This window comes from Mycobacterium helveticum, from assembly GCF_007714205.1.
GTDB classification, from domain to species: domain Bacteria; phylum Actinomycetota; class Actinomycetes; order Mycobacteriales; family Mycobacteriaceae; genus Mycobacterium; species Mycobacterium helveticum.
Genome location: NZ_VMQU01000066.1, coordinates 18,477 through 30,713 on the forward strand (window position 1 = coordinate 18,477; position 12,237 = coordinate 30,713).

The window sequence follows — 12,237 nt, forward strand, 5'->3', positions numbered from 1 at the left end:
CCGAAGCCCCATCGCATCCGGAGATACAATCGGCGCCATGACGAGCGGTTTCCCTGAATTCACGGTTTCACGCTCGCCGCATCCGGCGACCGACCGGGAACGCGAATCCATCCTGGCCGACCCGGGTTTCGGCAAATACCACACCGACCACATGGTGTCGATCGACTACACCGACGGCCGGGGCTGGCACGACGCGCGGCTCATCCCGTACGGGCCGATCGAGCTGGACCCGTCGGCGATCGTGCTGCACTACGCGCAGGAGGTGTTCGAAGGCCTCAAGGCGTATCGGTGGGCCGACGACTCGATCGTGTCGTTCCGTGCCGAGGCCAACGCCGCCAGGTTGCGCTCGTCGGCCCGGCGCCTGGCGATGCCCGAACTGCCCGATGAGCTGTTCATGGGTTCGCTGTGTCAGCTCATCGGCGTCGACAAGGCCTGGGTGCCCGCGGCCGGCGGGGAAGGGGCGTTGTACCTGCGGCCGTTCATCATCGCCACCGAGCCGGGACTGGGGGTGCGGCCGGCCAAGCAGTTCCGCTACCTGTTGATCGCCTCCCCGGCCGGCGCCTACTTCAAGCGCGGCATCAGCCCGGTCAGCGTCTGGGTGTCGTCGGAGTACGTCCGGGCGTGCCCGGGCGGCACCGGCGCGGCCAAGTTCGGCGGCAACTACGCCGCCTCGCTGCTGGCCCAGGTGGAAGCCGCCGACAACGGCTGCGACCAGGTGGTGTGGCTGGACGCCGTCGAGCGACGCTTCGTCGAGGAGATGGGCGGGATGAACATCTTCTTCGTCTTCGGCAGCGGCGGCTCCGCGCGGCTGGTCACCCCGGAGCTGTCCGGTTCGCTGTTGCCCGGTATCACGCGGGATTCGTTGCTGCAGCTGGCAATCGACGCCGGCTTCAGCGTCGAGGAGCGCAAGGTCGACATCGACGAGTGGCAGAAGAAGGCGGCCGCCGGCGAGATCACCGAGGTCTTCGCCTGCGGCACCGCCGCCGTCATCACGCCGGTGTCGCGGGTCAAGTACGGCGACGGCGAGTTCACCATCGCCGACGGCGAGCCCGGCGAGGTGACGATGGCGCTGCGCGACACGCTCACCGGAATCCAGCGCGGCACCTTCGTCGACACCCACGGCTGGATGGCCCGCCTGGGCTGAGCCCATGGCCGCCGAACGTGACCGCGTCGTCACGCTGGGGCGGCGCTCAGCCCGTCAGGCCGGCCAGCGTCACGGCGCCGACCGTCGTCGTCAACTCGATCGCGGCGCCCAGCACGTCACCGGTGATGCCGCCGAACCGCCGCACGCAGTGCGCGGCCAGGACCGCCCCGCAGCCGACCGCCAGCAGCACCGCCACCGGGCCCTGCCACGGCCGCGGCCCGGCCAGCACGGAGGCGGCGAGCAACACCGCGACCCACGCCGCCACCACCGGCGCGGGCTGGCTGCCGGCGACGCGGACGCCCAGCACGCTGCCGTCGGCCGCCGGAACCGAGCGGCGACAGGCCAGCACCGCGGTGACCCGGCCGGCGAAGACCGCCACGACGATCCCCGCCGGCGGCAGGGCCGAGAACGCGAAGCCCTGCAGCGTGATCGCAAGCACGACGGCGGCCACACCGAACGCGCCGGTGGATCCCTGGCGCATCACCGCCAGCGCGCGCTGCGGCGGCCCATAGCAGCCCAGCCCGTCGGCCGTGTCGGCGACACCGTCGAGATGCAGGCCGCGGGTCGCGAGCAGCAGCGCCGCCACGGCGAGCAGCCCGGGCAACGGGCTGGCCGGCCCGAACGCCGCCGCACCGCCCCACGCGACGGCCGCGGCCAGCGCCCCCAGGGCGGCGCCGACCACCGGCAGCGCGGACATGGCGCCGCGGCCCATCGGCCCGGCCCGGGGCACGGGCAGCACGGTCCCGAACGCGAAAGCCGTTGCCAGCGAACGTATCACGAGGATAATCGGTCGGAGACACCGGCCTCGCCGAACGTCGCCATGGACCCCAGCGTGGCCACCGCGGCGCGCAGCACCGGCAGCGCCGTCGCCGCGCCGCTGCCCTCGCCCAGCCGCATCCCCAGGTCCAAAATCGGCTCCAGCGCAAGGGCCCCCAGAGCCAGCGCGTGGCCTGGCTCGGTGGAGCGGTGACCGGCTTGCCACCACTGCCGGGCACCCGGGGCCAGGCGCTCGGCGACCAGCGCCGCGGCCGTCACCGCCGTGCCGTCGAGCAGCAGCGGCGTGCGCCGCACCGCCGCCTGCGCGCAGAAACCCGCCAGGGCGGCCAGGTCCGCACCGCCGCAGCAGCGCAGCAGCCCCACCGGGTCGGGCAACACCAGCCGCGTCCGGAACAGGGCGTCGCGCACCGCGGCCGTCTTGCGCGCCCATGCGGCATCGTCGATTCCGGTGCCGAACCCGACCGCCGCGACGGGCTCGGTGTTGGTCAACGCCGCCACCAACACCGTCGCCGGGGTGGTGTTGCCGATTCCCATGTCGCCGGCGATGAGCAGGTCGGCGCCGGCGTCGACCTCTTCGTCGGCGATGCGCCGGCCCGCGGCGATCGCGGCGACGGTCTCCTCGTGGGTCAACGCGTCCTGCACGCTGATGTCGCCGCTGCCGCGCCGCACCTTGTGCGCGCCGATCCGCTCGGAGGCGGCGTCGGCGTCGACGGCCAGGTCCGCGACCCGCACCGTCGCGCCGGCGATCTCGGCCACCACGTTGATCCCCGCCCCGCCGGACGCGATGTTCGCGACCATCTGGGCGGTCACCTCGGGCGGATAGGCCGACACGCCGGAGCGGGCGACGCCGTGGTCGCCCGCGAACACCACCACCCGGGCGCGTCCGAACTGCCTCGGCGGGCACTGCCCCTGACACGACGCGACCCAGACCGACAGGTCCTCGAGGCGGCCGAGGGCGCCACGCGGCTTGGCCAGCATGTCCTGGCGGGCGCGGGCGGCCGCGGCGGCGGTCGCATCCGGCGGCGAGATCGGCGGGAATTCCATCAGATTCCCGACGGCTTGATCGGCACCGCCTGCCCGGCCACCACCAGGACCACCCGCTCGCACACCGCGGCGACGCGCTGGTTGAGGCCGCCCAGTTCGTCGGCGAACCGGCGGCCCGCCGCGGTGGCCGGCACCACGGTCAGCCCGACCTCGGGGCTGACCAGCATCAGCGGGGCGGCGAAGGCGGTGACGGCGGCCAGCATGTCGTCGATCGTCTCGTGGACCGGGACCGCCGGCGAACCGTTTCCCCACGCGTTGTTGCGGTCCAGTACGGCGGTCAGCCAGGCGCCGAGATCGTCGACCAGCGCCGGCGTGTCCGGCGACTGCCGCAACTGGGCCGCGACCTCCGCGGTTTCCACCGTCGCCCAGTGCGCGGGCCGCCGGCCGCGGTGCCGCGCGACTCGCTCCGCCCAGGCCGCGTCGGCGTCGTCGACCCGGCCCGGGGCCAGGTAGCGGACGGGCCGGCCGGCAGGCAGCGCCCCGGCGATGGCTTCCTCGGCCCAGCGCGACTTGCCCGACCTGATCCCGCCGAGCACCAGCGTGCGCATGGGGGTCAGGCGGCTTTCCGGCGATGCTCAGCCGACACTGCGGCCGCGCTCGACCTGGGGCTTGGGCGCCCGCATCCTGCGCATCTGGGAAGCCCGACTGGCAGCGTAAAGGCCGAGCTTCCAACGGCTTTCGGTGTTGTTCGGGAATTTCGCGTCGACCATTCCGACGACCTTGCGGCCCAGGATGAGCGCGTCGACAGCCATCACCGCCATGAGCACCAGCATCGCCGGGGACATGTAGAGCTGCACCTGCGGGACCGCGAACATCACGAACAGCAGGAACAGCGTCGCCGGCATGAACAGCCCGAGCAGGTTGCGCCGGGCGTCCACCACGTCGCGCACGTACCGGCGCACCGGCCCCTGGTCGCGCGGCAGCAGGTAGCCCTCTTCGCCGGCCATCATGCGTTCGCGGCGCTCCGTCATCCGGGCCCGGCCGGCGGCCTTGTCGGCCCTGCGCTCCTCGCGGCTGAGCTTGGGCTTGGCGAGCGACTTGCGCCGGGCCCGCGCCTCCGAGGCGGTCATGGGTGCCGGCGCGACCGGCCCCTTCCTGGCGCTGCGCCGGGCGTGGTCGCGCTTGGGGGTGGGCCGGCCCTTAGGTGCGGTACGGCGCGACTCGGCGGGGGCCGCGTCGCCGGAACCGGAAGCCGGCTCCGGTGTGCCTTCCCCGAGGTCGTCGTCGTGGCCCTTCCTGCGGCCCAGTAGCTTCACAGCCGCCAGGTTACTTCGCGCCGGGCCCGGCGCGGAATCGCCCCGGAAAGCATTGCTATTAGCCATGCGCCAGTGACGAGGATGGCCCTACTCTTAGCGCTGTGCTGAACGGCTGCCTGTGATGGACGACGGCTCGATGCCCTCCGATGGTGCCGCCGCCGGCCTCGGGCCAGGTCGTCTCCAGCTACCGGCCATGCTGGTCCTGGTGGCCCCGGACTGCTACGGCGACAGCCTGTCGGCCGTGCAGGCCGCCGCCTCCATCGCGACGGGCTGGACGCGGTCCCGCCCGGGCGACCGGTTCATCGTGGCCCCGCAGTCCGACGGCGGCCCGGGCTTCGTCGAGGTCCTGGCCAACCGGCTGGGGCAGAAGCGGCGCCTGAAGGTGTCCGGGCCGCTGGACACCATCGTCCGCGCCGACTGGGTGCTGGACGCCGCTTCCTCGACGGCGTACCTGGAATGCGCCCAGGCGTGTGGTCTGGCTCTGCTGGGCGGACCGCCGACCCCGGAGACCGCGCTGGCGGCCCACAGCAGGGGAGTCGGGCAGCTCATCGACGAGGCGCTGCGCTACGGGGCCAGGCGGATCGTGGTCGGGCTCGGCGGCAGCGCCTGCGTCGACGGCGGCCGGGGCATGATCGCCGAACTCGGCGGGCTGGACGCCGCCCGCCGGAAACTGGCCGGTGTCGAGGTGATCATCGCCTCGGACACCGAATACCCCCTGACGGGGCCCTGGGGGGCCGCCCGGGTGTTCGGGCCGCAGAAGGGTGCCGACACGGCCGCCGTCGCGGCCCTGGAGGTGCGCCTCGAGGCGTGGGCGGTCGAACTGGAAGCCGCGGCCGGACGTGACGTGAGCTCCGAGCCCGGCGCGGGCGCCGCCGGCGGCATCGGCGCGGCCCTGCTGGCGCTCGGCGGCCGGTGCGAATCGGGAGCCGAGATCATCGCCGAGCACACCCACCTGGCCGATGACCTCGAGATCGCGGAGCTGATCCTGACCGGGGAAGGGCGGTTCGACGAGCAGTCCCTGCATGGCAAGGTGGTGGGGTGCCTCGCCGACCGGGCCCGCCCGCGGGGCATCCCGGTGATCGTGCTGGCCGGACAGGTCGAGCTGGACAACTCGGCGGTGCGCACGGCGGGCATCATGTCGGCCCTGTCGATCGCCGACTACGCCGGATCGGCGCGGCTCGCGCAGGCCGACGCGGCCAACCAGCTGATGGGACTGGCCTCGCAGGTGGCGGCACGACTCGGGAATAGCGGTCCTGCGAGGTATCGTTGACCGTATGGGTTTTCCGGGGCTGATCGGGCCCTGCTGAAACCGACCCACCCAACCGATGAGCATGCGTGCGCATGCGGTACCGATGAGGCATCTAGGAGAAGCGATGACGGTGCAAAACGAGTCGGACGCCAAGACTCACGGCGCGATCCTGACCGAGGCCGCTGCCGCCAAGGCGAAGTCCCTGCTCGACCAGGAGGGCCGTGACGACCTGGCGCTGCGCATCGCGGTTCAGCCGGGGGGATGCGCCGGCCTGCGCTACAACCTGTTTTTCGACGATCGGGCGCTGGACGGCGACCTGACCGCGGAGTTCGGCGGCGTCACCCTGACGGTGGACCGGATGAGCGCGCCCTACGTCGAGGGCGCCTCGATCGACTTCGTCGACACCATCGAGAAGCAGGGCTTCACCATCGACAACCCCAACGCCACCGGTTCCTGCGCCTGCGGCGACTCCTTCAACTGACCCATCGATTCACCTGGCCCATCGACGGGTTCCCCGGTGCGCGGGCTCTAGTAGGAGCCGCCGGTGCGCAACACGTACGAGCACACCATGATCCGGCCGCGCTGGAACAGCAGCTGAGCGATGCCCTGCACCTGTCCGCGCATCGGGCCACCGAACGCGGGTGAGACGCGCATCGTGAACAACGCCTGGGCCTGATACTGCGACAGGTACACGATCTTGTCGATCGAGGTCACCTCGACCTGGGAGAACTGCTTGCGGAAGGCGTCGCTGGCCAGCCGGGCCAGCGCCAGGTCGGACCGCTTGTCGCGCACCCCGTCGTACATGCCGCACAGGGCGTTGTGGACGACGACGTCGAGATCGCGGTGGTCCAGCGCGTCCAGGTAGTCCTGAATCGCCGTCTTGGCCGCTCCGTCGGAGAACGTCGCGCCGGTGTTGGCCCCGTTGGTGCGGATCCCGTACACGATCGCCACGGTCGTCGCGGCCGCCAGGGCGATGACCAACAGGACGCTGACCAGCAAACGCCGGTTGGACCGTCGCCGCGGGTAGCCGACCGGCGCCGGCGGCGGACCTGCATAATTGGGCGGCGGGGGTCCCGCGGGACCCCCGGGCGCGGGACCGAAGGCCGGGTCGCCGGTGGCGTGCTCGTTGGGGTATTCGAGCGGCCGGGACTGCGCGTGCGGCCCCGGACGGTCGTTGCCGACGGTGTGGTTCGGCGGGTGCGGACCGGCCATCGTGGGTCTCCTACGGTGGTAGTTGGGGCGCCCGGTAAGGGTCGGGGACGGCAACCGCCCGCGCTCGGGTCTCGGCGACCGGTCAGGTTTGTAGGCAGGCTAGCGCACCGGCTCCCGCAGACCGCGGACGCAACGACGGTCGATGCACGCGGGTAAGCTAGATAACCTTACTAACTGAGGATGGAGATTTCGTGACGATCGCGGTGACCGGTTCGATAGCGACCGACAATCTGATGCGGTTCCCCGGCCGCTTTTCCGAACAGCTGCTGGCCGATCATCTGCAGAAGGTCTCGCTCAGCTTTCTGGTGGACGACCTGGTGATCCACCGCGGCGGCGTGGCCGGCAACATCGCGTTCGCCATCGGGGTGCTCGGCGGTGAGGTGGCCCTCGTCGGTGCCGCCGGCGACGACTTCGCCGACTACCGCGAATGGCTGCTGGCCCACAACGTCAACTGCGAGCACGTCCTGATCTCCGCCAGCGCGCACACGGCGCGCTTCACCTGCACCACCGACGTCGACATGGCCCAGATCGCGTCGTTCTACCCCGGCGCCATGTCGGAGGCCCGCAACATCAAGCTCGCCGACGTGATCTCGGGTATCGGCAAGCCGGAGCTGGTGATCATCGGCGCCAACGACCCCGAGGCGATGGTCGTGCACACCGACGAATGCCGCAAACTGGGGCTCCCGTTCGCCGCCGACCCGTCCCAGCAGCTGGCCCGGCTGTCCGGAGACGAGATCCGCAAGCTCATCGACGGCGCCGAGTACCTGTTCACCAACGACTACGAATGGGACCTGATGCTGTCCAAGACCGGCTGGACCGAAGCCGACGTCATGGCGCAAATCGGTCTGCGGGTCACCACGCTGGGCCCCAAGGGGGTGGACGTGGTGCAGCCCGACGGCACCAGCATCCACGTCGACGTGGTGCCCGAGACCAGTCAGGTCGACCCCACCGGCGTCGGCGACGCGTTCCGCGCCGGCTTCCTCACCGGGCGCAGCGCCGATCTGAGCCTGGAGCGCTCGGCGCAGCTGGGCTCGCTGGTGGCCGTGCTGGTGCTGGAGTCCACGGGCACCCAGGAGTGGACGTGGGACCACGAGGTCGCCAAGACCCGGCTGGCCGGCGCCTACGGCGACGAGGCGGCCGCCGAGATCACCGCGGTACTCACCTAGTTCCCGCGAGCAGACGCAAAATCGCCCTGAACGTGGTGTTTCAGGGCGATTTTGCGTCTGCTCGCCGTCACAGCTGCACGGGGTAGACCGGCTCGCTGATCTGCGGTATCACGCTGTGCTCGACGAAGATGGCGTGCCACAGCATGAAGATCAGCACCGTCCACAGCCGGCGGCTGTGATCGCCGACGCCGTTGCGGTGCTCGTCGAGCATCCGGCGGACGGCGGGCACGTCGACCAGGTGGCCGGCCTGCGACGAGTCGGCCATCGCATAGGCCCACTCCAGCAGCTCGCCGGCGCGCAGCCAATGCCGGATCGGCACCGGGAAGCCCAGCTTGGGCCGGTTCAGCACGTGCGCCGGCACGACGGGCGCCAGCGCGCGCCGCAGCGCGTACTTGGTGGTCGTCCTGGTGATCTTCGCCTCCACCGGCAGCCGCGACGCGACGGCGAACACCTCCGGGTCCAGGAAGGGCACCCGCAGCTCCAGCGAGTTGGCCATCGTCATCTTGTCGGCCTTGACCAGGATGTCGCCGCGCAGCCAGGTGAACAGGTCGAGGTGCTGCATGCGGGCCACCGGGTCCCAGCCGGCCGATTGGGCGTACACCGCCGCCGTCACGTCGGTGTGCGTCCAGTCCTCGCGGAATCGCGGCAGCACGGCGCGCAACTGCGCGTCGGAGAAGCTCCGCGCGTTGCCGTAGTAGCGCTCCTGCAGCGTCAGCGACCCGCGGTGCAGCAGGCTCTTGCCGCGCATGCCCTCGGGCAGCGGCCGCGACACCTTGCCCATCGACCGCCGCAGCGGCCCCGGCAGGTGGTCGAAGGGCTTCAGCGACAGCGGTTCCCGGTAAATCGTATAGCCCCCGAACAGCTCGTCGGCGCCCTCACCGGACAGCACCACCTTGACGTGCTTGCGCGCCTCGCGCGCGACGAAGAACAGCGGGACCAGCGCGGGGTCGGCGACCGGCTCGTCGAGGTACCAGACGATCTCGGGCAGTGCCGCGACGAACTCGTCCGGGCTGACCACCTTGGTGATGTGGCGGGCACCGATCGCCTCCGCGGAGGCCACCGCGACGTCGATCTCGGAGAAGCCCTCCCGCTCGAATCCGGTGGTGAACGTGATCAGCCTCGGGTTGTGCCGGATGGCCAGCGCCGCGATGGCGGTGGAGTCGATCCCCCCGGACAGGAAAGCGCCCACCGTGACGTCGGCGCGCATGTGCTTGGCCACCGAGTCCTGCAGCACCGCGGTGATCTCGTCGTAGCGGGCCTGCTCGGCGTCGCGGGTGAACGGCGTGGCGGCAAAGCGCGGCACGAAGTACCGGGTGACCTCGGGCTGCCGGCCGGGACCGATGCGGGCGTAGCAGCCCGATTCCAGCCGGCGCACCCCGCGGTGCAGCGTCTCGGGCTCCGGCACGTATTGCAGGACCGTGTAGTGCTGCACCGCCCGCTCGTCGATCCCGGTGTCGAAGTCGAGCAGGTCCGCGATGTCGAGCAGGCACTTCTTCTCGCTGGCCACCGCGGTGCCGCCGGTCCCGGTGGCCATGAACAGCGGCTTGATGCCGAACGGATCACGGGCGCAGAACAATTCACGGGTTTCGGTGTCCCACAGCGCGAACGCGAACATGCCCCGCAGGCGGCCCAGCACCTCGGTGCCCCAGTGGTGGTATCCGGCCACGATGGCCTCGCCGTCTCCGTCGGTGGCGAACGCGGCGCCGTGCCGGGCGGCCAGTTCGTCGCGCAGCTCGAGGTAGTTGTAGATCTCGCCGTTGAACACCAGCACGTAGCGGTCGGGAGCCTCGGGCGGCCCCCAGCGCAGCGGCTGGTGCGAATGGGCGATGTCGATGATCGACAGCCGGTTGAAACCGAACACCACGGCGCCGTCGGCGTCCGGATCGGTCCAGGTGCCCGGCTCGTCGGGCCCGCGGTGACGCATCAGGCGTAACGCATGGGCGACGGCGTCGTCGGCCCGCGCCGCCGCGGGGGCACCGTCGGCGGCCGCCGGCGCCGCGACGAAAGCCAGCAGTCCACACACGGCGCCCCAGTATGCCGCACTTGGGCGCCGCGCGTGACATGCCGCGACGGGCCCGTGACGTGCCGCACCGCTTAACCGGCCGGGGTTTCGTCGCCGGTGTCAGCGCCGTGGTCTACGCTGCGTAGTATTCGATATCCGAGCATGGAGGCGCCAACGTGACACCTCGCGAGCAGGTCCGTTCGCACCGTTTGTCGCAGGGCAGGTTTCGACGGCTTTCGGGCGGCCTTCCCGTCAGGGTGCGGGGTCTGTCCCGTCGTCTCCGGCCACTGGCACTGGCCGGGATGCTGGGACTGCTTGCGGTCAGCTTGAGTGGCTGCAGCTGGTCGGAAGTGCTGGGGATGGGCTGGCCGGAAGGCATCACCCCGGAGGCGCACCTGAACCGGCAGCTGTGGATCGGCGCCGTCATCGCATCCCTGGTCGTCGGCGGCATCGTGTGGGGGCTCATCTTCTGGTCGTCGGCCTTCCACCGCAAGAAGGCAACCGACACCGAGCTGCCCCGCCAGTTCGGCTACAACATGCCCTTGGAGCTGGTGCTCACCGTGATGCCGTTCCTGATCATCTCGGTGCTGTTCTACTTCACCGTCGTGGTTCAGGAAAAGGTGCTGCACATCGCCAAGGACCCCGAAGTGGTGATCGACGTCACGGCCTTCCAGTGGAACTGGAAGTTCGGTTACCAGCGCGTCGATTTCAAGGACGGCACCTTCACCTACGACGGCGCCGACCCCGCCCGCAAGAAGGCCGTGGCGCCCACGCCGGTGGGCGTCGACAGGCACGGCGATGAGCTCGTCGGGCCGATCCACGGGCTCCACGGTGAGGATCTCAGCTACCTGAACTTCGACAAGGTCGAAACCCTGGGCACCACCACCGAGATCCCGGTGCTCGTGGTGCCCGAGGGCAAGCGCATCGAGTTCCAGTTGGCATCCGCCGACGTGGTGCACTCGTTCTGGGTGCCCGAATTCCTGTTCAAACGCGACGTGATGCCCAATCCGAAGGCCAACAACTCGGTCAACGTCTTCCAGGTGGAGCAGATCGACAGGACGGGCGCGTTCGTCGGTCACTGCGCCGAGATGTGCGGCACCTACCACTCGATGATGAACTTCGAGGTCCGGGTGGTGTCGGCCAACGACTTCAAGGCCTACCTGCACCAACGTATGGACGGCAAGACCAACGCCCAGGCGCTGCAGGCGATCAACCAGTCCCCGGTGGCGGTGACCACCCATCCGTTCGACACCCGCCGCGGTGAACTGATCAAAAGCCAGTAGGTGAGGACGCGCAATGCATATCGAAGCGAGGCTGTTCGAGTTCGTCGCCGGGTTCTTTGTCATCGTGGCGGTGCTCTACGGGGTGTTGACTTCGCTGTACGCCACCGGTGGGGTGGAGTGGGCGGGCACGGCCGCGCTGGCGCTGACCGGCGGCATGGCGCTGATCGTGGCCACCTACTTCCGGTTCGTGGCGCGCCGGCTCGACACCCGGCCCGAGGACTATGAAGGCGCCGAGATCAGTGACGGCGCAGGCGAATTGGGGTTCTTCAGCCCGCACAGCTGGTGGCCGATCATGGTCGCGCTGTCCGCCTCGGTGACGGCGGTCGGCATCGCGCTGTGGCTGCCGTGGCTGCTTGCCGCGGGGGTGGTTTTCATCCTCGCGTCGGTGGGCGGTTTGGTCTTCGAGTACTACGTCGGGCCCGAGAAGCACTGATTGCGGGACCCGAAGGTCACAATCGGATCACGTGACCGGTGGCCCGTTCGCCGGGACGTTCTTGCCGCTTTCGGTTCGGTAGGGTTTGTCCAGGCAGGATGAGAACTTGTGAAGTGCGCGCGCAACGATCTGACCGCGGAGCCCCGCGCGCTTGTGACGCAGTTGGACAGGGCAGGCAAAGATGAGCGGGCCGAACCCCCCGGGATGGGAACCTGAAGAACCCGATTCCGTCAGCAAGCTCAGTCCCGAACCGCATTCCGACAGCGGACCCGGCGGCGACCCGGAACCCGGCGACCAAGCCGGGCAGGCGGGGGAACTCGAACCCTTCGACGACGCCGAGATCGCGGCCGCGGAGCGGGGCGGTCGGACGGACGCGTACTCCCGGGCCTATTCGGCGCCGGAGTCCGAGCATTTCACCGGTGGCCCCTACATGCCGGCCGATCTTCGGCTCTACGACTACGACGACTACGACGAGGCGTCCGAACCGGACGACGAACACCGCGCTCCGCGCTGGCCGTGGGTGGTCGGTGTCGCCGCTATCGTGGCGGCGATCGCGCTCGTGGTGTCGGTGTCGCTGCTCGTCGCGCGCACCGACACCAGCAAGCTCGCCAACCCTGCCACCACCACCCCGGCCATCCCGAGTTTCAATGACCTTATCAGCACGATGAAAC

At 70.4% G+C, this 12,237-nt stretch carries 12 protein-coding genes and 1 pseudogene; 7 read left to right on the forward strand and 6 right to left on the reverse strand.

The window, feature by feature from the left end:
* Positions 1–37: 37 nt before the first annotated feature.
* Positions 38–1,144, forward strand: coding sequence for a branched-chain amino acid aminotransferase (locus FPZ47_RS15940; protein ID WP_144952646.1), 1,107 nt, complete (start codon positions 38–40; stop codon positions 1,142–1,144).
* 46 nt (positions 1,145–1,190) lie between these two features.
* Here FPZ47_RS15940 and FPZ47_RS15945 read toward each other — a convergent pair whose 3' ends face one another.
* The 4 genes from FPZ47_RS15945 to FPZ47_RS15960 are packed head-to-tail and all read right to left on the reverse strand — an operon-like array spanning position 1,191 to position 4,221.
* Positions 1,191–1,922, reverse strand: a complete 732-nt coding sequence (locus FPZ47_RS15945) for an adenosylcobinamide-GDP ribazoletransferase (RefSeq protein ID WP_144952648.1) — start codon at positions 1,920–1,922, stop codon at positions 1,191–1,193.
* Entirely contained in the window at positions 1,919–2,965 is a 1,047-nt protein-coding gene (cobT, locus tag FPZ47_RS15950) for a nicotinate-nucleotide--dimethylbenzimidazole phosphoribosyltransferase (protein ID WP_144952650.1), read from the reverse strand. The genes FPZ47_RS15945 and cobT overlap by 4 nt, the downstream gene beginning before the upstream one ends.
* Positions 2,965–3,513: a bifunctional adenosylcobinamide kinase/adenosylcobinamide-phosphate guanylyltransferase gene (locus FPZ47_RS15955; RefSeq protein ID WP_144952652.1), complete on the reverse strand. Its 549-nt coding sequence runs from the start codon at positions 3,511–3,513 to the stop codon at positions 2,965–2,967. The genes cobT and FPZ47_RS15955 overlap by 1 nt, the downstream gene beginning before the upstream one ends.
* Positions 3,514–3,540: 27 nt before the next feature.
* Positions 3,541–4,221 (reverse strand): DUF3043 domain-containing protein, encoded by a 681-nt coding sequence (locus tag FPZ47_RS15960; protein WP_246133445.1) that lies wholly within the window; start codon positions 4,219–4,221, stop codon positions 3,541–3,543.
* 193 nt (positions 4,222–4,414) lie between these two features.
* Here FPZ47_RS15960 and FPZ47_RS15965 point away from each other — a divergent pair, with 193 nt between their 5' ends.
* On the forward strand, positions 4,415–5,491 hold the full coding sequence (locus FPZ47_RS15965) for a glycerate kinase family protein (RefSeq protein WP_168209473.1): 1,077 nt from the start codon (positions 4,415–4,417) through the stop codon (positions 5,489–5,491).
* A 103-nt stretch (positions 5,492–5,594) separates the two neighbouring features.
* Positions 5,595–5,951 carry an iron-sulfur cluster assembly accessory protein gene (locus FPZ47_RS15970; protein ID WP_144952658.1) on the forward strand — a complete coding sequence of 119 codons (357 nt, stop codon included), beginning with the start codon at positions 5,595–5,597 and terminating at the stop codon, positions 5,949–5,951.
* A 47-nt stretch (positions 5,952–5,998) separates the two neighbouring features.
* On the opposite strand, the gene FPZ47_RS15975 is transcribed toward FPZ47_RS15970, so the two are convergent.
* Positions 5,999–6,682 carry an Rv0361 family membrane protein gene (locus FPZ47_RS15975; RefSeq protein WP_144952660.1) on the reverse strand — a complete coding sequence of 228 codons (684 nt, stop codon included), beginning with the start codon at positions 6,680–6,682 and terminating at the stop codon, positions 5,999–6,001.
* Between the two features lie 191 nt (positions 6,683–6,873).
* Here FPZ47_RS15975 and FPZ47_RS15980 point away from each other — a divergent pair, with 191 nt between their 5' ends.
* Positions 6,874–7,848, forward strand: a complete 975-nt coding sequence (locus tag FPZ47_RS15980) for a carbohydrate kinase family protein (RefSeq protein WP_144952662.1) — start codon at positions 6,874–6,876, stop codon at positions 7,846–7,848.
* A gap of 67 nt (positions 7,849–7,915) precedes the next feature.
* Here the strand turns inward: FPZ47_RS15980 and asnB are convergent, their stop codons facing one another.
* Entirely contained in the window at positions 7,916–9,871 is a 1,956-nt protein-coding gene (gene asnB, locus FPZ47_RS15985; protein ID WP_144952664.1) for an asparagine synthase (glutamine-hydrolyzing), read from the reverse strand.
* Positions 9,872–10,026: 155 nt separating this feature from the next.
* Here asnB and ctaC point away from each other — a divergent pair, with 155 nt between their 5' ends.
* From ctaC to FPZ47_RS16000, 3 genes and pseudogenes are all read left to right on the forward strand, one after another.
* The gene (gene ctaC, locus FPZ47_RS15990) at positions 10,027–11,133 is read left to right on the forward strand and encodes an aa3-type cytochrome oxidase subunit II (protein ID WP_144952666.1); all 1,107 of its coding nucleotides are present in this window, start codon (positions 10,027–10,029) and stop codon (positions 11,131–11,133) included.
* Between the two features lie 13 nt (positions 11,134–11,146).
* Positions 11,147–11,566, forward strand: a complete 420-nt coding sequence (locus FPZ47_RS15995; protein WP_144952668.1) for a cytochrome c oxidase subunit 4 — start codon at positions 11,147–11,149, stop codon at positions 11,564–11,566.
* Between the two features lie 181 nt (positions 11,567–11,747).
* Positions 11,748–12,237, forward strand: a pseudogene (locus FPZ47_RS16000) (MmpS family transport accessory protein); the annotation flags it as partial.

Excerpts from the sequence above, each read along its gene's own strand:
- cobT (WP_144952650.1), bottom strand. The coding sequence starts at position 2,965 with ATGGAATTCCCGCCGATCTCGCCGCCGGATGCGACCGCCGCCGCGGCC.
- FPZ47_RS15940 (WP_144952646.1), top strand. The coding sequence starts at position 38 with ATGACGAGCGGTTTCCCTGAATTCACGGTTTCACGCTCGCCGCATCCG.
- FPZ47_RS15975 (WP_144952660.1), bottom strand. The coding sequence starts at position 6,682 with ATGGCCGGTCCGCACCCGCCGAACCACACCGTCGGCAACGACCGTCCG.
- FPZ47_RS15970 (WP_144952658.1), top strand. The coding sequence starts at position 5,595 with ATGACGGTGCAAAACGAGTCGGACGCCAAGACTCACGGCGCGATCCTG.
- FPZ47_RS15995 (WP_144952668.1), top strand. The coding sequence starts at position 11,147 with ATGCATATCGAAGCGAGGCTGTTCGAGTTCGTCGCCGGGTTCTTTGTC.
- FPZ47_RS15965 (WP_168209473.1), top strand. The coding sequence starts at position 4,415 with ATGCTGGTCCTGGTGGCCCCGGACTGCTACGGCGACAGCCTGTCGGCC.
- FPZ47_RS15955 (WP_144952652.1), bottom strand. The coding sequence starts at position 3,513 with ATGCGCACGCTGGTGCTCGGCGGGATCAGGTCGGGCAAGTCGCGCTGG.